The following is a 21,575-nucleotide window of genomic DNA, read 5'->3' on the forward strand; positions in this document are numbered from 1 at the left end:
GGGGAGGGGGAAGGGTGTGCGGTAGCGGTGTGCGGTGCGCGGCCCGTCATTTCCGGTCGGCGTCGCGGCCGGGCTTGGCGTCGGCGTCCCGGCCGCTCACCCACTCCAGGACGGCCATGGCCCCGGCGAGCTTCATGGCCGCCTGCGTCCAGGCCAGGGAGCGTGGCCCGTCCAGGACCTCGCCGGCGACCTCGTCCCCGCGGTGGGCGGGCAGGTCGTGCATAAAAAGGGCCTCGGGCCGGCGGGCGAGCAGGGAGGCGTCCACATGGAACGGACGGAACGTCTCGCGCCAGTCGGCGTCCGGTTTCGAGGTGCCCGTCGTCTGCCAGCGCGTGGTGTACACGACGTCCACCCGGTCGGGCAGCAGCGCGGGGTCGTGCACCTCCTCCACCGTGGCGCCCACCGTCGCGGCTCGGCGCGACGCCCTCGCCAGCTCCTTCTCCGGCAGCCCGTAGCCGGCGGGCGTACTGAAGGTGACCCGGGCCCCCGGCACGGCCGCCAGCGCATGGGCCAGGGCCACGGCAGTGTTGTTGCCCTCGCCCAGGTAGAGCACGCTCACGCCGGTGAGGTCCCCGAGCGCCAGGCGCAGGGTGGCGAGGTCGCTCACGCCTTGACTGGGGTGCTCCTCGGCCGCCATCGCGTTGATCACCGGTAGGCCGCCCTGGCGGGACAGCTCCCGCAGCTCTTCCAGCGGACCGGAGGTGCGCGCGACCAGGAGGTCGAGCATGCTGCCCAGGACGCGTCCCGTGTCGGCCACCGATTCACCGGTGTTCAGCTGCAGGTCCTGAGGACCGTAGGTGACGGGAACGGCGCCAAGACGGATGGCGCCGACGGTGAAGGCCGTTCGGGTTCGGGTGGAGGTCTTGGTGAACAGGATGCCCGCGGCGCTGCCCGCGAGCGGCCGGTCATGTGCCTCCTTGTCCCGGAAGAGTTCCACCGATCTCGCCGCCAGTTCGCCGATCACGGCGGGTTCCAACTCGGCCAGGGAGAACAGGCCGCGTTCGGGGGCGGGGCCGGTCCGGGTGAAGACGTCGTCCATGCTGTCCCTTTCAGCGGAGGGTCAGAGTCCGGTTCAGTAGAGGGTCAGCTTCTGGCCAAGCCCCAGGCGGACAGCGGCCTCGTGCACCGCGCCGAGCAGCCCGACGTCGAGGACGGCCATACCGAAGGGATTGCTGATGACGTGGGACGCGGTGGGCCGGATGGGAGGCCGCTCGCCGATGAGAACCTGACCGAGGGTGCCGCTCAGCGCCGTGATCCGGCCCTCCCGCATCAGCTGCCCCAGGATCCTGCGAGGGTTGTCGGCCACCAGGTCGACGTCGTCCACGAACACCCCCTGCGCCGCCAGGAACGCGTCGGGCAGCAGGTCGGACAGCGACACATGGGCCACGAAGGTGCCGGGCGCGAGCCACGCGGCCGGAAGGTACCCGCGGTCGGCGGTGGTCGTCGTCACCACCACCTGCGCGGCGGCCACCGCGGACCGGGCGCCCGGTGCCACGCGCACGGTGAAGTGCGGGTGCCGTTCGTGGATCCAGCCGGCCAGCTCCTCGGCGCGCCGGGGCTCGGTGTCGTAGAGGTGTACGCGCGTCATGCGGGGGAACGCCGCGGCCAGCAGCCCGACATGGACCCGGGCGAGCATGCCGCAGCCGAGGAAGGTGGTCGCGTCCCACTGCTCGGGGCCGAGATGGCGCAGGCTGACCATCGTGTAGGCGGCCGTCCGGGTCGCGCTCAGCCACCCGGCCTCGGCCAGCACGTTCGGCCGGGCGGTATCCGGGTCGAAGAGCATGATCAGGCCCGCCGCCCGCTCCCTTCCGTGGGACGGGTTGCTCGTCGCGGCGTTGATGAGCTTCATGCCCCGCAGCGTGGGGCCGCCGTCGGCCTCCACCGCGCCGAGCATGGCGAGCGAACGGCAGTAGGCCCCCTCGCCGTTGGCCCAGGGAAGGTAGCCCTCGGCGGGCAGCTCCACCCGGCCCTCGGCGTGCCGGCGCAGCACCTGGGTGACCTCCTCGCACACATCCACGTGCGCGAGGCTCGCGAGCACCGCTTCCCTGTCGAGAAAAAGGAGTTGCTCCGCCATCGTCGCCTCTCGGACTGTGTGGTCGTCGGCCCGTACGGTTCACGGCAGCAGCCCGGCGGCCTCGAACGCCTCGGCACCCCCCGGTACCGCCATGGCCCCTACTTCCTCGAAGAGCCGCACGGCGTGCCGGGACGCCCTGCGGATGCCCTGGTCGACCGAGGCCGGTGGATAGGAGTCGTGCACGACGTCCTCGACGACATCCGGCGCGAGTCCCGCGGCGGCCAACGACGCGCGTACGGGCCGCAGATCGGGGAGCAGACTGCACCGGATCAGATCGGGCAGGCACCGCGCGATGCGGCCGCGTGACCGGGCGGACTCCTGTGCCCACAGCTCACGGAAGAAGTGGGAGAAGAACATGTGGTGCCAACCCTCGTCCTTGGCGTGGTCCCTGACGATGTCCCGGACCACGGTCAGCACGTCGGGGTCCTTGGGTATGTCGCTCAGCACCGCCGTGATCAGCGTCTCGAAGACCACGACTTGCAGCAGCTGGGCCAGGGCCGGCTCGTACGGCAGCGCCTCCGTCCCGACCGCGTCGAGCCGTTGCAGGAACGGCCCGAAGTCGTAGGGCAGCGGCGCCACCCCCGAGGCGCGGGCGACCTGCTGGACGACGTCGAAGCTGTAGAGGGAGTGGTACCCCTCGTCGCAGTAGATGCGGTACGCGTCCAGGCGGACCTCGGCACCCGTCTCGACCCCGCACCGGTTGCCGGCGATGCGCTCCGTGGCACGGTTCACCACGCGCGTCTCGAACTGGGCCGTGAAGTCCAGGTACTGGAAGAGGTGCCGGGCGAGGAGTTCCCTGCGGCTCGCCTCGCCGAGTTCCGCCACCCGGGGGTGGTCCAAGTAGGGCACCAGAGCCGTCGGGAAGAAGGTCCGCCCGGTGTCCAGTTCGTCCGTCAGCCGGCGCCGGGGTCCGCCGCGCACCCCGGCACGCTGGTACCAGTCCCTTTCGCGTGTGCTCAACGCAGCGTCACCTCACCTTGCACGGGGGCCACCGGGCCGGGTCGGTCCGAGGTCGTGACGCCGTCGGCTATGCCGACCGGGGCCAGGGCGTGCTGGGAGCGCCACCGCGGTGAGTACACGGTGTCGAGGTAGCGGTCCCCGCCGTCCGGGCACACGCAGACGACGTCGGTGCGTCCGGGGCCCTCGCGGAAGAGCCGCAGAGCCGCCGCGACGAGCGCGCCGGAACTGGAGCCCACGGCGATCCCGGTCGTCTCCTCCAGCCACAGACACGCGCTGACCGCCTCCGGCGGATCGACGTGCACGGCGGGCCGGTACCCATGGGGCAGGAAGGTCGACCTGCGGCTCGCCCCGATTCCCGAAAGCACACGTTCACCGTGCGTGTCGCCCAGGGCCACCGAGCCGACGACGTCCACCCCGACCAGCTCCCAGGCCGGTTCGTGGGCAAGGACGTAGTCACGGAAGCCCGCCAGCGTGCCACCGGTGGAGACCGCGACCAGGACGCTCATCGGCCTCGCGGGCAGCTGCGCACGCAGCTCCGGCGCCGTCCACTGGGCATGGACGGCCGGGTTGGCGGGGTTGGTGTACTGGTTCGGCCATACGAGCCCCGGTTCGCAGCGCACCCGCTGCCCGACATGGGCGAGGCGGCTGAGCAGGAACCCACCGGCTCCGTCCGGCCGGTCGACCGTGACGACTCTGGCGCCCATGGCGCGCATGGTGTTCCGCACCGAGGGACTCACCCGGGGGTCCACGACGGCGGTGAAAGGGACCTGCAAGGAGGCGGCAAGCCCGGCCAGCGCGAGACCAAGATTTCCCGACGTGGACTCGATCAGGCCGATTCGGGGATCAATACGGTCCTTGACGCTCTGCCAGAGAGCGAATGCGGTGCGCCCTTTTATGGAACCGTAGGGGTTATGCGATTCGAGCTTCAGCCAGATCGTTCTGGGCAAGTCGTCCAATACGATGCCCAGCGGAACCACCGGGCTTGGAGACCAGGAACTGCTCACTGAATCCGAGCTGTCAGGAGTCTGATCCGGAAAGATTTCCAAGACACCTCCGTGACAGCGCTGCCTCGCCGAGCCGGACTTTTTCCAGGCTATGGCCACGTTCGCAGCGGCACAAGGAATGGAATGCGCCACATCTTGATGTCACGGCCATTCATTGACGGCATATGCCAATTGTGATGCCGTGGTGATCCCTGTTTTTCCTGGGCTTTCGGCGTGGTGACCGCACAGTCGGCGCCGGGGGACGTACTACATCCGCCGACGGGCCGACGCGGGCGCACGGCAGTACCCACACCCTGGTCGCAGGCCGAGCCGCCAGGGCATCGACCTCCACCAGGACACGCTCCGGGTTCTCGGGCCGCCGCAGCACCTCCCGCAGCAGTGTCCCCCGCAGCGGACGACCGGGTGAGGCGTCGTGCGGTGGCGCGGCACGTACGGCGTGGCCCGGATCCGGCCGCGCGCGAGCGGGCACGGCGACGGGCAGCGCCGTGGCCCGTCCGGGCGGCTCCTGGGCGTGCGCCGCCGCGTGGCGCCCTCGTGCCGTGTCGCCTGCGGTGGCACCCGCGCCGCGTCCGGGGCGGGGAGCGCGTGTGTGCGGTGCAGCCAGGCGACCGCCGTCGCCGAGATCAGGCCGAGGCTCAGGCAGCACAGCCAGGGCAGCACGGTCAGGCCGGTGTGTCTGCCGAGGTCCAGGGTCCAGCCCACGAGCGCGTTGCCACCGGCGGCGGCGAGCCCGGAGAAGACGTAGAAGATGCCGAAGTAGGTGCCGGTCAACCGGGCCGGGCCGAACCGTGGCACCAGTTCCATCGCCAGGGGATGCACGATCATGATGCCGAAGTAGACCAGCAGCGCCCCGGCGATCACCGGGCAGGCGTTCCGGACCGCCGCGCCCCAGTCGTCCGGCGTCCCGGCCGCGCACACCAGCAGCGGTGGTACGAAACCGAAGGCCGTCAGGGCGATGCCGCGGGTGATCCACGCCGGGCCGCCGCCGCGCCGCGCCAGCGCCCGGGTGACGCGCAGCTGCCAGACCATGTTGGCCAGTGCCCCGATCACCAGCACCGCGCTGGCCGCCTCCTCGCGTCCGGTCGCCGCGCGGGCCCCCTCGGGCAGCAGCAGGTAGACCTGGTTCTCCAGGCTCGTCATGCCTGCCATGGCCACGGCGAACGCGATGAAGGTCCGGTTGCCCAGGACCTCCCGCCAGTCCTTGCGGACCGTGGTGGTGCGACGGGGCGGGCGGCGAGCGGGCAGCGCGAGCATCTGGGCCACGCACAGTACGGCGAACACCCCGGAGGCGACGAGGGCGCAGAGGCGGAAGTCGACCAGGAGCAGCACGCCGCCCAGGGTCAGACCCAGCAGCGAGCCGGCGGTCGCGAAGACGTTGAGCAGCGCGAAGGCCTCGGCCCTGCGGTGCCCGGCCTCCTGGGCGAGGAAGGTCCGCACCGCCGGATAGAACAGCGCCCCGGCGAGCCCGCTCAGCGCGGAGGCGGCGAGCAGGAGCGGCAGCGTGGAGCCGACCGCGAACAGCGCGAACCCCACGGTGCGCAGCATGCAGCCGAAGATGATCACGCCGCGGGGGCCGAGCCTGTCGGCCGCCGAGCCGCCGAGTACGAACAGGCCCTGCTGGCTGAGGTTCCGCACACCGAGAATCAGCCCGACCAGGGCGGCCGAAAGCCCGAGGTCCTGGCCGAGATACGTCACCAGAAAAGGGATGAGGAGGTAGAACCCGATGTCCACCCCGAATTGATTGACGAGCAGAAGCCGCACCGCGAGCGGAAAGCTGCGGTACGCGTGGAGAGTTTTCATGCCAGTCCCCGGGAATGGCCCGCGAACGCGTGGTGCTCCGGGCCGAGTGGGTGCGGGCGATCCGGCATGACCAGCGGGACATCAACTCCGCTTCGGTGTCACACCCCTGACCGCTCCGTCGATGATCGAGAGCGGTGGGTCATATCTTCTGGAGCATCATCAACGGTCCCTGAGACGGCAATGCACGATTTCAACAATTCTAACGACAGCCTCTCGACTGCACCAGAGCCCCTCTGTTCTCCCCGCCGGTGAGTGAAAATTGGTCGACGGAAACCATGCAGTGGGTGACCGGAAATCGCCCGATCCTGATCAGGGGCTCTCTATCCATGCCTGCAAACGGTCTCTACGGTGAGTCGACGATCCGCTATATCGCTCTGATCCCACAGCGGAATTGCGTTCTCACCCTTGGCCAGGAGGCGAGTATGACGGGCAGTTCACGTACGGACACCGGGGCCGCGCACCTCGCGGACCGTGTCATCCTCACCATCGCGGGCACCGGCGAGGCCGGTTCACGAGGAGACGGCGGCCCGGCCGTCCGGGCGGCGCTGAACCAGCCCCGGGCCCTGGCGGTCGACGCGTCGGGCGCCCTGTACGTCGCCGAGTGGAAGGGGCACCGGGTGCGCAGGATCGCACCGGACGGCTCCATCGCCACCGTCGCGGGAACCGGCGAACCGGGGTACGGCGGGGACGGCGGCCCGGCCACCCGGGCGGCGCTCAACGAGCCCGGGGGCCTGGTCTGTGACGCCGCGGGACATCTGTACGTCGCCGATTACTGGAACCACCGGGTGCGCAGGATCGCACCGGACGGCTCCATCACCACCGTCGCGGGAACCGGCGAGCCCGGGTACGGCGGAGACGGCGGCCCGGCCGTCCGAGCGGCGCTCAACGAACCCAGGGGGCTGGCCCTGGACGGCGCGGGAACGCTCTATGTGGCCGAGTGGAAGGGCCACCGGGTCCGCGCCATCAGCCCCGACGGCCGTATCACCACCGTCGCGGGCACCGGCGAACCCGGCTCCGGGCCCGATGGCGTACGGGCCGTCGACAGCGACCTGCACCACCCCATCGACCTCGTCACCGACGCCGCGGGCCGCCTGTACATCGCCGACTGCTGGTCGAACCGGGTGCGCGTGGTCTCGCCCGAAGGCCTGATCACCACCGTGGCGGGAACCGGGAAGCCCGGCTACGGAGCCGGTGAACTGCCAGCCGCCGAGAGCCCGCTCCACCAGCCACGCGGCGTCGACCTGGACGGCGAGGGCAATCTCTACGTGGCCGATTCCCTCAACGAGTGCGTCCGCGTCGTCCTGCCCGACGGGAGCATCACGACGGTGGCCGGCGGGCCTCCCGGTGAGGACCGGGAGCGTGGCCCGGCCGCCGGAGCGCTGCTGCGGTATCCGAGGGCCGTGCGCGTGACTCGGGGCGGCGACCTCCTCATCGCCGAGACCGACCGCCACCGGGTCCGCAAAGTCACCGCGCCCCACTGACACCACTGACACCACTGACACCACTGACACCACTGACGCCGCGGCCTGCCGGTCGAGATACGAATGCCCCATGAGACGGCTCCTTATGGTGGAGCGCACCGCGCCCGCCGAACGGAGGCCGACCCTCCGGGCACCCGGCGGCACATTGCGGTCGCGAACAAGCCTTGCTCCCTCCAGTCTCTCTCCCGTAACTCCGTCAACTCGCGGATGAATCAATACGGGTTAACAAGTGGGACAGTACGAAGAGCGAGCCGTCACCGGTCGCGTACCGGCGGAACGGCGACACCTGTGGGCCGTTGGAAGAGCGCACCGGAATTGCGGTGCGGCAGATCGACGATCCGCAGCAGCTCGAACCCCTGGTTCAGGTAGTAGCGGTGCAGCAGGTGGTTGGACTTCCACGCCTCCAGCCTGAGCCAGGGCTTCTCCCCCCGCGCCGCCAGCCGGCCCGCCCATTTCAGCAACTGCGCGCCCACCGACTGCCCGGCGGCCACTCTGCTCACCACCAGGTCGTGGACGTACAGAGCCGAATCGGGTTCGTCGTCCGCCCACCATTCGAGGTCGGCCTGCCGCTCCACGGTCACCGTCCCCACCAGCCGCCCGTCCCGGAAGGCGAGATGGCAGTCGCCGGCGAGGATGGCCCCCTCCATGCGCCACCGCCGGGGCGGGTACTGCCACTGGTCGATCCCCTGCGCGGCGAGCCAGCGGCTCGCCTCCAGCCAGAGGCCCTCCACGCGGTCCAGTTCGTCGTGGCGTGCGGGGCGGATCCGCAAGTCACTCATGACACACCCTCCTCGGCAGCGGCGCCGAGGCGGTGCAGGGCCACGGCCGCGTGACAGGCGATCCCGGCCGCGAGAGCGTCCTCGTCGATGTCCGCCCGGTCGGAGTGCAGGGCGGGAGCGTGCCCGGTTTCGAGGCCGGGCGGACACGCGCCCAGAAAGGCGAGGGCGCCGGGCACCGCGTCGAGGACGTAGGAGAAGTCCTCGGCGGTCATCGCCGGAGCGGGCAGTACGTGGACGTGCTCGGCGCCGAGCACCCGGGCCGCCGTACGCAGCACGAAGTCGGTGAACGCCGGGTCGTTGCGGGTCACCGGATACCCCTGTTCGATCGAGACTTCCGCCGTCGCTCCATGGGCCTCGGCCACGCCTCGGGCGACCCGGGCGACCGTCTCGTGCATCTGTGCGCGTGTCTCGTGCGACAAGGTGCGCAGGGTCCCCGCGAGTTCGGCCGTCTCCGGGATGATGCCGGGCAGCGTGCCCGCGGAGAGGGTGCTGACCGTGAGGACGGCCGGGTCGCCGACGCCGACCGTCCTGGTCACCGCCGTCTGCAGGGCGAGGACGACTTCGCAGGCCACGGGGACGGGATCGCACGCCGTGTGCGGTGAGGAGGCGTGCCCGCCACGGCCTCGGACGACGATGCGCAGCTTGTCGGAGGCGGCCATCTGCGGTCCGGGACGCAGCCACAGACTGCCGCTCGGCAGCCCCGGCATGACGTGCAGGGCGAACGCGGCGTCCACCTCGCGGCCGTCCACGGCGAGCAGGCCCTCGTCGATCATGTGGCGGGCGCCGTGGTGGCCCTCCTCGCCGGGCTGGAACATGAAGACCACGCGTCCGGCGAGGTCGTCGCGGCGCGCGGCGAGCAGCCGGGCCGCGGCGATCAGCATGGCCGTGTGGGCGTCGTGCCCGCAGGCGTGCATGGCGCCGGGGACCCGGGAGGCGAACACACGGCCGGTGGCCTCGGTCAGGGGCAGGGCGTCCATGTCCGCGCGGAGCAGGACCACCGGGCCCTCACGCGGGCCGTCGAGCGTCGCGGTCACCGAGGAGAGCCGCCGGCCGGTGCGCACGTCCAGGCCCAGCCCGTCCAGCGCCTCCAGGATGAGCCGCTGGGTCTGCGGCAGGTGCAGGCCGATCTCCGGCAGGGCGTGCAGGGAACGGCGTAATGCCACGGCGCCGGGCAGGTACCGCCGGGCCTCGTCCAGGGTCACGTCACCGCTTCGCATGAGCGACTCTCCTCCACGACGACAACGCCGGGGCCACAACAGTAGGCAAACCGCCAGGCTCCCAGGCAGATGGCCTCTCCGCCGAAGTCCGCGTTTCGGTCAGCGTGTTGCCGTCAGGCGTTGTCCTGTTCGCGCTCCTGTCCGAGGCGCGGGGCGCTGGCATGCTCGATGGCTCATCCATCGAGCCGCGTGAAGGAGCGAGGGACGGCCATGACCGAGTCGGGCGCGGAGAAGTCGGGTGCGGAGAACGGGACGGCACCACGGGCCCCCTGGCAGTGGCCGGAGGAGGAGTGGCGCGGGCACGTCGAGCGGGTGCGCGCCGGGCGTGGCCTCAAGCCGGCCCGGTGGCCGCAGGGCGCCAGGGCCGCCGTGGCGTTCTCCTTCGACCCCGACCACGAGACGATTCCGCTGCGGGACGCGGAGGTGATGCCGGGGAAGCTGTCGCAGGGCGAGTACGGGGCCCGGGTGGGCGTTCCGCGTATCCTCCGGCTGCTCGAACGGTACGCCGTGCCCGCGACGTTCTTCATGCCGGCCGTCTCCGCGCTCCTTCGCCCCGGGGAGGCCCGGGGTTACGTGGAGAGCGGTCACGAGGTCGCCATCCACGGCTGGATCCACGAGCGGAACATGGAACTCGGCCGCCGGGACGAACGGGAGCTGGCCTTCCGCTGCGCGGACGTTCTCGAACGGATCACCGGGCAGCGGCCGGTGGGCATCCGCACGCCTTCCTGGGACTTCAGCGAGCACACGCTGGACATCACCCTCGAACTCGGCCTGTCGTACGACTCCTCCCTGATGGCCGATGACGACCCGTACGAGATCCTCTCCTACGGGAAGCCGACGGGGCTCGTGGAGATACCGCCCGAGTGGATCCGGGACGACGCCGTCTACTTCAACATGGACCGCTACAGCGCCGTACGCCCGTACACGGTGCCGCGCCACGTACTGGGCCTGTGGCAGGACGAGTTCGACGCCGCCTACGCCGAGGGCGGGCTTTTCGAGATCACCATGCACCCGCACGTCATCGGCCACCGGTCACGGGCCGTCGTACTGGAGCAGCTGCTGGAGCACGTCTGCGGGCGCGAGGACGTCTGGTACGCGACGCACGCGCAGGTCGCCGACCACGTACGGCGGGAGGCGGCGCTCGGTGACGGCCTCCCCGCCGCCTGACCGGTTTCGCCCTGCGGCTCACCCGCGCGCGCACTGGTCCAGCATCGCCAAGGCCTTCGCCGTCGAGACGGGTCCGGGCGCCGACCACGCGGCCCGGCACGCCGCCCACAAGGCGTCCCCGGGGTCCCCTCGCCCGGTCAGCGTCAGTTCGCGGTCGCGCACACCGCCCCGCCAGCCACCGCACCGGTAACCACCGGCGTCCTCCTCGACGCGGCGCGCGGGAGCGAGCAGTCCGCGCAGGTCGGCCGCCATATGGGTGGGGCGTTGCGGCTCGGGGGCGGTGAGCAGTTCCCGCGGGGTGGTGGCGCCGGTGAGCACCAGCAGGCTGTCGAACCCCGCGCTTCGCGCACCCTGCACATCGGTGTCAAGGCGGTCGCCGACCATCAGGGGGCGCCGGGCGCCGGTGCGGGCCGCGCCCTCCCGCAGCAGCGCGGCGGACGGTTTGCCCGCGACCATGGGGGTGGCGCCGGTGGCGGCCCGCACCACGTCGGCGAGAGCGCCGTTGCCCGGGGCAGTGCCCCGGTGCGTGGGCGCGTTCGGGTCGGCGTTGGTGACGATCCAGGGCACCCCGCGCCCCACGGCGTACGACGCCTCGGCCAGTTCGCGCCAGCTGACGCTCGGCGCGAAGCCCTGGACGACGCAGTCGGGCTCGTCGTCCGCCGAACGGACGGGCTCCAGGCCGTGCGCCCGCAACGCGGCCAGCAGCGCCTCGCCCCCGATGGCGAGCACCCGCACGACCGGTGGCCGCAGCTCCGCGGCGAGGCGGGCGGCGGCCTGGGCCGAGGTCACGACGTCGTCCTCCGCCGCCGGCAGACCGAGCCGGCGCAGGTGCTCGCAGACCGCCAGGGGCGTTCGGTAGCCGTTGTTCGTGACGTAGGCCAGGCGCATGCCGAGCGCCTCGGCGCGGGCGAGCGAGGGCGCGGCGTGTTCCACCGCGTACGGACCCACGTAGACGACGCCGTCGAGATCGAGGAGCGCGGTGTCGTACGCCTGTGCCAGTAGGAGGGGGAGTGGTTCGTCGTCCACGGCCAACTGCCGCGTCATCGCACCGTCCTGGATCAGTCGGAGACCGCTCGGCAGGCGCCATCATGACAAGGGCGGACAACGCGCACAATGGCCCGGAGTGGGGGGAACGGGCGCGGGATCAGCCGAAGGCCATGACGTAGGCGAGGACGATCGCCAGACAGAAGAGCGGATAGTAGATACGGAAGGCGATGTTCAGCTTGCGCCAGCCGACGAGGTTGTTCTGCGCGGCCAGCCTGCCGCTGAGCAGGGCGGCGAGGACACAGGTGCCGGCCAGGAAGATGAAGGCGTAGTACCCCCACTCGATGGCCACGGTGTACTCCACGTCCGGCAGTGAGCCGGTGACGGCGGTCAGCAGGACGGCCGCGCTCAGGATGGCCGTGATGCCCATGGAGATCCGGCTGCCGATGTACCGCTTCTCCCGGGCGAAGAACAGCGAGGCGTAGGTGACGAGGGCGAGCAGCACCAGAGGCAGCATGTTCTTGAGGAGAAATGACCCGAGGTCGCGTTCGATGGTCACCTGAGCCACGTACTGCCCGTAGTAGATGCCGGGCGTCTCCTCGGTCACGGCCGGGTCGCCCAGTGCGGCGGTGCTCCCCACGGTGGCCTTGTACAGATCGAGGCTGGTCGACTTCCACCCGGAGAGCCGGTCGATGGAGGAGTTGACGTCGCTGCCGCTGCGCAGGGCCTCCGCCTGGTCCTGTTCCAGCACCTTGCGGTCGCCGACGTAGACGACGTGCGAGGCGGAGTGCTTCCGGTTCTGCAGGGCGATGGTCAAGTACTGGCGGTCGAAGGGGAAGTGGTGGAAGTCGAGTGACGCCTTGAAGGTTCCGCTGACCCGGTAGAGGCGGTACTTGACCCCGTCGCGCTCGGAGGAGCGGACCGCGGGGCCCAGGGTGACGTCCGAGCCCGCCGCGTTGACGAAGTCGACGGCTGTCGCGTCGTCGCTGCCGCGGTAGCGGAACCACAGGAAGAAGTCCGCCTCGAAGGTCTCCGCCTCGGTGTCCAGCGCGCTGACCTCGTTGAAGTTGAACCCCGTGGTCACGATCTGCTGGCGGACGAGCACCTGGCCCGCGACGCGCACCGATCTGTCGGCCGCGATCTCCGTCGCCGCGTCGAGGTCCTTCGCCGTGTCGGAGGGCATCAGCTGGATGGGCGCGGAGGCCACCTTGCCTCCCCGGACGACGCCCATGGTCACCGGCTGCGGCAGAGAGCGGGAGGCGTCGAAGTACATCAGCCCGTGCAGACACTTCACGCCCCGCTCCGGGCCGTTCATCGCCTCCAGACTCCGGCGCACGGCCTCCCGGTCCTGCCTGCCGGGGTTGTCCGTGGAGACACCGGAGCGTTTCAGGGCCTCGACGGCCACGTCGATGGACGTCTGGGCCGCCATGGCCTGCCAGGACGGCAGGGAGCCGTTGACGTCACGGAACGAATCGGCCCACCTCAGGGCCTCGCCGCTGAGGCTGTCGGCCATCAGGGGAGAGCTGAGGTACAGGTCACCGGTGAGCGATCCCGCCTTCTTCTTCTCCTGGGGGGAGTCGCGCAGCTTGGCGACGAAGGAGTCATTGCTCAGCGCGTCACCGCCGACGACGGTGCCGCGCACCCCCTTGTCCCGCAGGGCCGTCAAAGTCCGCTCGGCGGCGTCCTCGTGCATGGCGAGCACGACCGGACCGGCCGAACCGTCCCGCGCCACCGTGGCGACCGCCTTGTCGATGCGTGCGCCGAGCCCGGGCTCGGCGGCGTCGCCGATGCTCACGGTGTGCCGCACGCGCCCCACCCCGGCGAACGCCTGCCGGAAACCGTCGGCCAGGGTGCGTCCGTAGTCGGTGTCGGTGTGGATCACCGACGCGGTCCGTGCCTTCTCGACGCTGTTCAGATATCCGGCGACGAAAGCGCCCTGGTAGCGGTTGGTGAAGGTGGTCCTGAAGAACCAGCGGTTGTCCTCGGTGATGGCGTCCGCGGTCGCCGTGGGCGTGATCGCCGCGATACCGGCCGCCGCGTACACCGGTCCGGCCGCGATCGCCGTACGGCTGACGGTGTGGCCGACGACCAGCGCCGCCCGCCCGTCGTCGACGATCTCCTCGGCGACCCGGCGGGCCGCTTCCGGGTCGTCCTCGTCGTCGTGGACGAGCAGGCGCACGGGGTGGCCCGCGACACCGCCGTTGCCGTTGATCTGGTCGACGTGGAACCTCGTGCCCCGGAGCACCGCCTGACCGCGCTCGGCCCCCGGCCCGCTCAGACCGGCCACCACGGCCACGTGCACCGGCGCGGGCTCGTCCGCCGTCACCCGGACCGCCAGCACGACGAGCGCCGCGACCACCGCGACGGCCACGGCCGCGATCCCCGCGCGCAGGGCGTGACGGCGCCAGACGGACCTCTCCGGAGTGGGCTCGGGAGGCGGCGGCGGGTCCGCGAAGTCCTCGACCTCGGGCGGCGGGGCGGACGTCACCTTGCGCAGCCGCCGCAGACGGGCGTGCGCCTGGCTCTCGGGGTTCGCCTCCACCGCCTGCTCCAGGCAGTACTTGCGGTGGCCGTCGTCGACGACGAGCCATGCCAGCCACAGCCACGCCGGTTCGTACGAGGGGTCGGCCAGCAGAGCCTTCCTCAGCAGACCTCGGGCCTCGTCGTCGCGTCCCTGCTTCGCGGCGCGCACCGCCTCGCGGGTACGGACGGGAGCGAGCAGCTCGTCATCGGCCACAGTGCTCTCTCCTCGTCGCTCTCTCCTCGTCACCGGCGCGGCCTGGTGACCTCATGTTCGATGCGACCCCCTCGGGGTGGCCCGCCGGGCCGGTCCGTCCGGGTGAGTCGGCGGGAGCGGCACACCTGAGTGCCGGGAGCGGCACACCTCTGTGATCCGTTGGCATTCCCGCAGCTCGGGGCCGAGGGAGAGAGGTGGGCCATTGGCACAGTCAGATCACGTCCGGTTGAGCCATGGGGCGTACGGATGGTGTGATGGGTCCGTCGATGGCGCTGCGGGTTTCCGCGGCGCCTTTTTCATGCGGACATATGGGACAGCTCAGGGAAGGGGCGGGAAAGCCGTGCTGAAGAGGATGTTCGTGGCGCCGGATCCGGGGCGGACGCGGTTGCGCTTCGCGTCGCGGGCCGTCCTCGGCATCGCGCTGGCCGTGGCCGTGTGCGGCCTGGCCGGGCATTCGCTGGTGGCGGCGATCACCGGCGGGCTCGCCGCGCTGCTCGCCCTCTTCACCGTGACCGACTCGACCGTACGCGCCCAGGTGGCCACCACCGCTCTCCTCCCGGTCGTCGGCTTTCCGGTGCTCGCTCTCGCCGCCGGGCTGCACGACGTGCCCGTCGCACGGGACGTCGCCTTCCTCGCCGTCATGGGCGCCGGGGTCTACGCGCGCCGGTGGGGCCCGCGCGGGCACTCGCTGGGCGTCTTCGCGTTCATGATGTTCTTCGCCACGCAGTTCCTGCACACGGTCCCCGCCCAGCTCCCCGAGCTGTACGCCGCCGTCCTGCTGTCGCTGTGCGCCTCCTCGGCCGTGCGGTTCGGCGCCTGGTGCTACGAGCGCCGGCTGCCGCCCCCCGTCATCCCCGCCGCGCCCGCCGGCACCGGCCTCGCCCGCACCACCACGCGCCAGGCGATCCAGGCCGCCACCGGCGGCGCCTTCGCGCTCGCCGTGGGCCAGGTGCTCTCCGACGAGCGGTGGTACTGGGCCGTCGGCGCCACCTGGTGGGTCTTCGTGAACACCGCGTCCAGCGGCGAGACCCTGGTCCGCGGCTTCCGCAGGGTGCTCGGCACCGTGATCGGCATCGGCATCGGCCTCGTCGTCGCCGTCCCGCTGCACGGCGCGCCCGTACCCTCGGCGATCATCGTCGCGGTCAGCGTCTTCGGGATCTTCTACACGGCGGCCGTCTCCTATACGTGGATGATGCTCGCCGTCACGGTGATGGCCGGCGTCCTCTACGGCCTCCTCGGCGTCCTCGACCCGGCCCTGCTCGCCCTGCGCGTCGCCGAGACCGGCGTCGGGGCGCTCGGCGCCGCGCTCGCCGTCCTCCTCGTCCTGCCCGTCACCACCCACGCCACCACCCACGCCTGGATCCAGCGCGCCCTGCGGTGCGTGCACACCTGCACGGCGGAGGCCGCCGCACGCCTCGCGGGCTCCGAGACGGCCGACCCCGCGCCCCGCGTTGCCGAGCTGGAACAGCTCCTGGGGAAGGTACGGCTCTCCCTCGCCCCGCTCGTCCACCCGCTCAGCCCCCTGCGCGCCCGCAAGGAACGGGCCCGCCAGGTGCTCCTGCTCCTCGACGACTGCGCCCGCCAGGTCCGCGGCCTCGCCTCCATCGCCGCGGACCCCGAGGCGTCCCACGACGACCGGCTCGCCGCCGCCTGCTGGCGTGTGGAGGCCGCGGTGGAGGCGCTGACGGCCCCGGCGCAGGGCGCCCGGGACCGGGCGCTGCGGCCCGCCACCGTGCCGCAGGGCGCCGTGGTCGAGCCCGCGCTCGCCCATCTGCACGGCCTGGAGAAGGCCCTCGCGGAGCTGGCGGACCCCCTGCACAGCCCGACCCGCACTCCGCTGATCGGGGCCTGAGCGCCACCCGGCGAGTGCGTCGGGACATGAGAAGACCCCGGCTGGACGGGGGAGACCAGCCGGGGTCGTCGGAGGTGGCACGCGGAGGGCGGTCGCCTCTCGGCGAAAGGCTCCATGGGGCTTCAGCCGAACGATCGTCCCCATGGGCTATAGGTGAGGCCCGGGGACACTGTCCCCTCCGCAGCCACACCTGTACGAACGGCCGAGCGCACCCGATTGTTCCGCCCGGCCGCTCGACGCCCGCGTGACCTGTGCCACGGCGACCCCGGCCCACAAGTCCGGCGCCCGATGCCCGATGCCCGGCGCCCGCCACCCCCGCTTGGTCTAGACCCCCTGCTAGCGTCGGCCGCACGAGCGCCGCCACGGACGCGCCGCTCCGGTCGAGAGGGGACAGCAGTGGGCGACGGCAACCGCGCCGGACGGGCGTACATCGGATCCTTCACCGCCGCCGGGGGCCTCGGTGTCCTCACCGCGGCCGTCGACGAGGACACCGGCGCGCTCACCGTCCTCGGCGCCACGGACGCGGTCGCCGACCCGTCCTACCTCGCCCTCTCGCCCACCGGCGACACGCTCTACGCGGTCAGCGAGACCTCGGACGGCGCCCTCGCCGCGTACCGCCTGGACGGGGACAAGCCGAAACTCGCCGGCCGCCCCGTGCCGGTCGGCTCGGCACCCACCCACCTCGCCCTCCACGACGGCCACGTCCTCACCGCCAACTACCGCTCGGGCAGCGTCACCGCCGTCCCGCTGCGCGCCGACGGCAGCCTCGCCGCCCCGGCGGGCGAGCTGCGGCACACCGGCTCAGGACCGCACCCGCAGCGCCAGCAGGGCCCGCACGCCCACCAGGTGGTGGCGGACCCGAGCGGCCGCTGGGCCGTCAGCGTGGACCTCGGCACGGACTCCGTACGCGTGTGCGTGCTCGGGGACGGCGGGCTCACGCTCCACCGCGAGGTGGCGCTGCGCCCCGGCTCCGGGCCACGGCACCTGGCCTTCCACCCGCGCGGCGACCGCGCGTACGTCCTCAACGAGCTGACCCCCACCCTCACCGTCTGCGCCTGGGACGCCGACGACGGCACGCTCAAGCCGCTCAGCGAGGTCGCCGTCCTCGCCGACGCCCCGGACGGCGACATCTTCCCCTCGGAGGTCGTCGTGGCGCCCGACGGGCGCTTCCTGTGGACCGCCACGCGCGGCGCGGACGTCATCTCGGTCCTCGCGCTCGACGAGGCGGGCGACGGGCCGCGGCTGGCGGCCACGGTGCCGTGCGGCGGGCACTGGCCGCGTGACCTGGCCATCGATCCCTCGGGGCGGCATCTGTACGCCGCCAATGAGCGCTCCGGCGACGTCACCTGGTTCACGATCGACCCCGGCACGGGGATCCCGCGCAAGTCCGGCTCGATCAAGGCACCGGCCGCCTCCTGCGTGATCTTCAACTGAGGCGGCCCCCACGGGTACGTACGCGAACGGTACGTACGCGAATGGGCCCGCCCCCACATCGGGGCGGGCCCATCGGCGTACGGACGAAAGTGGCTCAGTGCACCGGCGCGCCCGAGGGCTGCTGCGGGGTGATGCCGAGCGTCGTCGTGTACTTGGAGAGCGCCAGCTTGCCGATGGCCGGGTAGGGGCCGAGCGGCTCGGCGACCGAGCAGCCCGCGTCCTTCGCGGCCGCGTCGAGCAGGCCCGCGTCCAGCTCGGGGCCGATCAGGTAAGGGGCGAGCGCCAGCTGGGCCGAGCCCGAACCGCGCAGCTGCTCGGCGGTGGCCGCGATGGCGCCCTCCTCGTCGAGCGCGGCGGCCATCACCGGCACCGCGAGACGCGCGGCGAGCAGCATGCCGGTGATCCCGGCGGCCTGCACCGCCTCCTCGCCGCCGACCGTGGCGAGGACGATGCCGTCCGCCGCGGTGGCCACGGTGAACAGACGGGCGCGGTCGGCGCGGGCGAGCCCGGCCTCCGAGAGGCGCACGTGCAGGGCCTCGGCGAGCAGCGGGTGCGGGCCGAGCACATCGGTCAGCTCGGCGGCGGCACGGCTCTCCACGACGGCCTGGCGGATGCGGCGCATCAGCGCGCCGTCGGGGCCCGCGAGCAGCGGCACGACCACGGCGACGGGGCCGTCGGGCTCGGCCACCTCGGCACCGGCGGCGCGGGCACGCTCGACGCGGGCGGCGCGCTCGGCGCTCGCGTGCGCGAGCACGGAGCTGAGCGAGGGGAACTCGGGGAAGGACGTGACGGTGGCGTCCTCCTCACCGTCGACGTAACCGATTCTGGCGTCGAGGCCGGGCAGCTCGGAGCGGGCGATGCTCACGACTTCCTCGGCGAGGCTGCGCGTGGTGGTGCTGGGGGCGCCCGGCACGGCGAGAACCAGTGCGGGCGCGCCCTCAGGAGCCGCGACGGGCTCCGGACGGCGGTGCCGGCCCGGCTGACGGGGGCGCGGCATTCGTACGGGCAGGCCGGATGCGGGCCCAGTGGGGGAGCTCATGCGCCCGCATGCTACTGGCTTGCGGAGCCCCGCTGTTCGGGGAGGGTACGGGTGGACGGTATAAGTCCGTTTTTGTCTGATGAGTTACGTAGAGGTCAACTGTCGGCTTCTCCGTGGACGGAGAGCAGGCCTGTGTCGAGCGGCAGCCGCAGCCGGCCCTCGGCGATGTCAACGGCCATGCGCAGGGCCCCGGCCAGCGGATCACCGGCCGCGGGAACCATCCGCGCGTGCGGCAGTTGACCGGCCAGCTCCTCGCGCAGCGGGGCGAGCAGCGGCTCGCCCATCTTGAACAGGCCGCCGGTGAGGGCGACTTCGCACATACCGGACGACGGGCAGACGGCCGCCGCCGACTCGGCGATATGGCGTGCCGCGTCCCGCAGGATGCCGGACGCCACGGCGTCCCGCGCCGCGCAGTCGGCCACCTCCGGCGCGAAGGAGGCGAGGAGCGCGGGCCGGTCGGCGCGGGGATAGAGCTGCCCCGGCAGCCCTGCCGGGGGGCCGAACAGCTTCTCCGCGCGCGCCAGGAGCGCCGGGGAACCGCCCCGCCTGCCGTCGTGCGCCCGCATCGCCGCTTCGAGCCCCGCGCGGCCGATCCAGGCGCCGCCGCCGCAGTCCCCGAGCAGATGGCCCCACCCGTCGGCGCGACGCCAGGCGGTGAGGTCCGTGCCGATCGCGATCATGCCGGTGCCTCCGGCGACGACCGCTCCGGGGCGCTCGCCGAGCGCGCCCGCGTACCCGGTGACGGCGTCGGCGGCGAGCGCCAGGCGCCGTACGCCGAGGCTCTCTTCGAGCGCGCCCGGCAGCTCGGCGCGCAGGTCCTCACCGAGGGTCGCCATCCCCGTCGCGCCGATGGCGACGGCCGCGATCCGCCCGCCGCCCGCCCGCTCCAGCAACGCCTTCGCCAGGGGCAGGACGCACTCCATGAAGTGCCCGGCATCGATGCCACGCGCCCCGGTGCGCACCGGCTCCCGGGAGCGCACCGGCTCCGTGGCGCGGACCTGTTCCGTGGAGCGGCCCGGCTCCGACGAGAGCGCCTGCTCCCGGCGGGGCGTGCCGTCCGCCGGGGCGAGCGCGGCCCGCAGTCCCGAGCCCCCCGAGTCGACGCCGAGCGCCCACACCGCACCGGCCGGCGCCCGCGCCGAGCCGGTCACGGAAGCCGCCAGTCCACCGGCTGCGCCCCCTGCCGCACCAGCAGGTCGTTGGCCCGGCTGAAGGGGCGCGAGCCGAAGAAGCCGCGGTCCGCCGACATGGGGGAGGGGTGCGAGGACTCCACCGACGGCAACTGCCCGAGCAGCGGCCGCAGATTGCGCGCGTCCCGCCCCCACAGGATCGACACCAGCGGCTTCCCGCGCGCCGCCAGCGCCCGGATCGCCTGCTCGGTGACCTCTTCCCAGCCCTTGCCGCGGTGCGCGGCGGGCTTGCGCGGGGCCGTGGTGAGCGCCCTGTTCAGGAGCAGGACGCCCTGCTGGGTCCAGGGTGTGAGGTCGCCGTTGGAGGGCGGGGGCAGGCCCAGGTCGGTGTGCAGCTCGCGGTAGATGTTGAGGAGGCTGCCGGGCAGCGGCCGCACGTCGGGGGCGACCGAGAACGAGAGCCCCACCGCGTGTCCGGGCGTGGGGTAGGGGTCCTGGCCGACGATCAGGACGCGGACGTCGTCGAAGGGCTGCTGGAACGCACGCAGCACGTTCGCTCCCGCCGGGAGGTAGGTGCGTCCCGCGGCGATCTCCGCGCGCAGGAACTCCCCCATCCCGGCGATCCGTTCGGCCACCGGCTCCAGGGCCTTGGCCCAGCCGGCTTCGACGATCTCATGCAAGGGTCGTGGTGCCACGGCGTCACCCTACTGCCGTAACGGCGGCGCCGATCAACCGATGGCCGCGGCCCGCACGCACAGCACGTCCGGCAGGTGCGAGGCGAGCAGCCGCCAGCTGTCGCCGTCGTCCGCCGAGGCGTACACCTCGCCGTTGCGATTGCCGAAGTAGAGGCCCGCCGGGTCGTTGTCGTCGCTGCACATGGCGTCCCGCAGCACCGTGCCGTAGTGGTCCTCCTGGGGCAGGCCCGCGCTCAGCGGCTGCCAGCTCTTGCCCGCGTCCGCCGTGCGGTAGACGCGGCAGCGGCGGTCGGCGGGGACCCGGTCGCTGTCCGCGGTGATCGGGAAGACGTACGCCGTGCCGCCGCGGTGCGGGTGGGCGACCGCGGCGAAGCCGAAGTCGGAGGGCAGGCCACCGCCGATGTCCGTCCAGTGCGCGCCCGCGTCGTCGCTGCGGTACACCCCCCAGTGGTTCTGCAGATACAGCCGGTCCGGGTCGGCCGCGTCCCGCGCGACCTTGTGCACGCACTGCCCGAACTCGGGGTTCGGCTCCGGCAGGAACACCGCGGAGACGCCGCTGTTCGACGGGGCCCAGCTCTCGCCGCCGTCGAGCGTGCGGAACACCCCGGCGGTGGAGACCGCGACCGTCACCGCGCGGGCGTCGCGGGCGTCGGTCAGGACGGTGTGCAGCCCCTCGCCGCCCCCGCCCGGCACCCACTTGGAGCGCGTGGGGTGCTCCCAGAGCGGACGCACGAGCGCGAAGCTCTCGCCGCGGTCCTCCGAGCGGTACAGCGCGGCCGGTTCCGTGCCCGCGTACACCACGTCCGGTTCGGCGGCCGACGGGTGCAGCTGCCACACCCGCTCCAGCGACGCCCCGGTGTCCTTGGGGAACTTCACGGCGGGCTTGGCGGGCTCCGCCCAGGTCCGGCCGAGGTCGTCGGAGTGGAAGACGGACGGGCCCCAGTGCGCGCTGTCGCCGCCGACGAGCAGGCGCGGCGTGCGGCCCCGGGTGTCGATCGCGACGGAGTACACCGCCTGGGCGTTGAAGTACGGACTGTCGTCGAACTCCCAGGCGCCCTCGCGCCTGCGGCCGATGAACAGGCCCTTGCGGGTGCCTACGGTGAGCAGAACATCGGCCATGGCGGCCACCTCCGGGACGTCGTTGTCTCAGGCTTTTGCCAGTCTGCACCCCACCACTGACAGTCACCCTCCGGAGTGGCGTTCCCGCAGGTCACCGCCGTGT

General features: G+C 72.5%; 16 protein-coding genes and 1 pseudogene. 4 read left to right on the top strand and 13 right to left on the bottom strand.

Going from position 1 to position 21,575, the window contains the following annotated elements; genetic code table 11:
- Positions 1-46: 46 nt before the first annotated feature.
- The 5 genes and pseudogenes from GKQ77_RS09130 to GKQ77_RS09150 all read right to left on the bottom strand — a co-directional run.
- Positions 47-1,039, bottom strand: a complete 993-nt coding sequence (locus tag GKQ77_RS09130; RefSeq protein ID WP_219688204.1) for an ornithine carbamoyltransferase — start codon at positions 1,037-1,039, stop codon at positions 47-49.
- A gap of 33 nt (positions 1,040-1,072) precedes the next feature.
- Positions 1,073-2,074, bottom strand: a complete 1,002-nt coding sequence (locus tag GKQ77_RS09135; protein ID WP_219688205.1) for an ornithine cyclodeaminase — start codon at positions 2,072-2,074, stop codon at positions 1,073-1,075.
- Between the two features lie 39 nt (positions 2,075-2,113).
- Positions 2,114-3,034: a diiron oxygenase gene (locus GKQ77_RS09140; RefSeq protein WP_219688206.1), complete on the bottom strand. Its 921-nt coding sequence runs from the start codon at positions 3,032-3,034 to the stop codon at positions 2,114-2,116.
- Entirely contained in the window at positions 3,031-4,170 is a 1,140-nt protein-coding gene (locus GKQ77_RS09145; RefSeq protein WP_308117598.1) for a pyridoxal-phosphate dependent enzyme, read from the bottom strand. The genes GKQ77_RS09140 and GKQ77_RS09145 overlap by 4 nt, the downstream gene beginning before the upstream one ends.
- A gap of 408 nt (positions 4,171-4,578) precedes the next feature.
- Positions 4,579-5,838 (bottom strand): annotated as a pseudogene (locus tag GKQ77_RS09150) (MFS transporter); the annotation flags it as partial.
- Positions 5,839-6,260: 422 nt separating this feature from the next.
- Between GKQ77_RS09150 and GKQ77_RS09155 the strand changes: the two are divergent.
- Positions 6,261-7,319, top strand: a complete 1,059-nt coding sequence (locus GKQ77_RS09155) for an NHL domain-containing protein (RefSeq protein WP_219688209.1) — start codon at positions 6,261-6,263, stop codon at positions 7,317-7,319.
- 254 nt (positions 7,320-7,573) lie between these two features.
- Here GKQ77_RS09155 and GKQ77_RS09160 read toward each other — a convergent pair whose 3' ends face one another.
- Both GKQ77_RS09160 and GKQ77_RS09165 read right to left on the bottom strand, forming a co-directional pair.
- The gene (locus GKQ77_RS09160; protein ID WP_219688210.1) at positions 7,574-8,098 is read right to left on the bottom strand and encodes a GNAT family N-acetyltransferase; all 525 of its coding nucleotides are present in this window, start codon (positions 8,096-8,098) and stop codon (positions 7,574-7,576) included.
- On the bottom strand, positions 8,095-9,315 hold the full coding sequence (locus GKQ77_RS09165; protein ID WP_219688211.1) for a M20 metallopeptidase family protein: 1,221 nt from the start codon (positions 9,313-9,315) through the stop codon (positions 8,095-8,097). Before GKQ77_RS09165 ends, GKQ77_RS09160 begins: the two co-directional genes overlap by 4 nt.
- Positions 9,316-9,525: 210 nt before the next feature.
- Between GKQ77_RS09165 and GKQ77_RS09170 the strand changes: the two genes are divergently transcribed.
- A complete protein-coding gene (locus GKQ77_RS09170) occupies positions 9,526-10,482 on the top strand; it encodes a polysaccharide deacetylase family protein (protein WP_219688212.1) in 957 nt (318 codons plus the stop codon).
- 18 nt (positions 10,483-10,500) lie between these two features.
- Here GKQ77_RS09170 and GKQ77_RS09175 read toward each other — a convergent pair whose 3' ends face one another.
- Positions 10,501-11,526 (bottom strand): HAD-IIA family hydrolase, encoded by a 1,026-nt coding sequence (locus GKQ77_RS09175; RefSeq protein ID WP_219688213.1) that lies wholly within the window; start codon positions 11,524-11,526, stop codon positions 10,501-10,503.
- A gap of 100 nt (positions 11,527-11,626) precedes the next feature.
- Complete coding sequence (locus GKQ77_RS09180; protein ID WP_219688214.1) at positions 11,627-14,203, bottom strand: ABC transporter substrate-binding protein; 2,577 nt, start codon at positions 14,201-14,203, stop codon at positions 11,627-11,629.
- A 340-nt stretch (positions 14,204-14,543) separates the two neighbouring features.
- Here GKQ77_RS09180 and GKQ77_RS09185 point away from each other — a divergent pair, with 340 nt between their 5' ends.
- Together GKQ77_RS09185 and GKQ77_RS09190 are read left to right on the top strand one after the other, a co-directional pair.
- Complete coding sequence (locus GKQ77_RS09185) at positions 14,544-16,055, top strand: FUSC family protein (protein WP_219688215.1); 1,512 nt, start codon at positions 14,544-14,546, stop codon at positions 16,053-16,055.
- Between the two features lie 396 nt (positions 16,056-16,451).
- Positions 16,452-17,489, top strand: a complete 1,038-nt coding sequence (locus GKQ77_RS09190) for a lactonase family protein (RefSeq protein ID WP_219688216.1) — start codon at positions 16,452-16,454, stop codon at positions 17,487-17,489.
- Between the two features lie 94 nt (positions 17,490-17,583).
- Here GKQ77_RS09190 and GKQ77_RS09195 read toward each other — a convergent pair whose 3' ends face one another.
- The 4 genes from GKQ77_RS09195 to GKQ77_RS09210 form a co-directional block, all read right to left on the bottom strand.
- A complete protein-coding gene (locus tag GKQ77_RS09195; protein ID WP_219688217.1) occupies positions 17,584-18,528 on the bottom strand; it encodes a sirohydrochlorin chelatase in 945 nt (314 codons plus the stop codon).
- A gap of 95 nt (positions 18,529-18,623) precedes the next feature.
- Complete coding sequence (locus tag GKQ77_RS09200) at positions 18,624-19,679, bottom strand: N-acetylglucosamine kinase (protein WP_219688218.1); 1,056 nt, start codon at positions 19,677-19,679, stop codon at positions 18,624-18,626.
- Positions 19,676-20,353: a uracil-DNA glycosylase gene (locus GKQ77_RS09205; protein WP_219688219.1), complete on the bottom strand. Its 678-nt coding sequence runs from the start codon at positions 20,351-20,353 to the stop codon at positions 19,676-19,678. The genes GKQ77_RS09200 and GKQ77_RS09205 overlap by 4 nt, the downstream gene beginning before the upstream one ends.
- A 33-nt stretch (positions 20,354-20,386) precedes the next feature.
- Entirely contained in the window at positions 20,387-21,472 is a 1,086-nt protein-coding gene (locus GKQ77_RS09210) for a WD40/YVTN/BNR-like repeat-containing protein (RefSeq protein ID WP_219688220.1), read from the bottom strand.
- Positions 21,473-21,575: the final 103 nt, after the last annotated feature.

The sequence above is a fragment of the Streptomyces anatolicus genome, from assembly GCF_019400875.1.
GTDB lineage: Bacteria > Actinomycetota > Actinomycetes > Streptomycetales > Streptomycetaceae > Streptomyces > Streptomyces anatolicus.

Excerpts from the sequence above, each read along its gene's own strand:
- GKQ77_RS09195 (WP_219688217.1), bottom strand. The coding sequence starts at position 18,528 with ATGAGCTCCCCCACTGGGCCCGCATCCGGCCTGCCCGTACGAATGCCG.
- GKQ77_RS09160 (WP_219688210.1), bottom strand. The coding sequence starts at position 8,098 with ATGAGTGACTTGCGGATCCGCCCCGCACGCCACGACGAACTGGACCGC.
- GKQ77_RS09165 (WP_219688211.1), bottom strand. The coding sequence starts at position 9,315 with ATGCGAAGCGGTGACGTGACCCTGGACGAGGCCCGGCGGTACCTGCCC.
- GKQ77_RS09210 (WP_219688220.1), bottom strand. The coding sequence starts at position 21,472 with ATGGCCGATGTTCTGCTCACCGTAGGCACCCGCAAGGGCCTGTTCATC.
- GKQ77_RS09155 (WP_219688209.1), top strand. The coding sequence starts at position 6,261 with ATGACGGGCAGTTCACGTACGGACACCGGGGCCGCGCACCTCGCGGAC.
- GKQ77_RS09130 (WP_219688204.1), bottom strand. The coding sequence starts at position 1,039 with ATGGACGACGTCTTCACCCGGACCGGCCCCGCCCCCGAACGCGGCCTG.
- GKQ77_RS09135 (WP_219688205.1), bottom strand. The coding sequence starts at position 2,074 with ATGGCGGAGCAACTCCTTTTTCTCGACAGGGAAGCGGTGCTCGCGAGC.
- GKQ77_RS09170 (WP_219688212.1), top strand. The coding sequence starts at position 9,526 with ATGACCGAGTCGGGCGCGGAGAAGTCGGGTGCGGAGAACGGGACGGCA.
- GKQ77_RS09175 (WP_219688213.1), bottom strand. The coding sequence starts at position 11,526 with ATGACGCGGCAGTTGGCCGTGGACGACGAACCACTCCCCCTCCTACTG.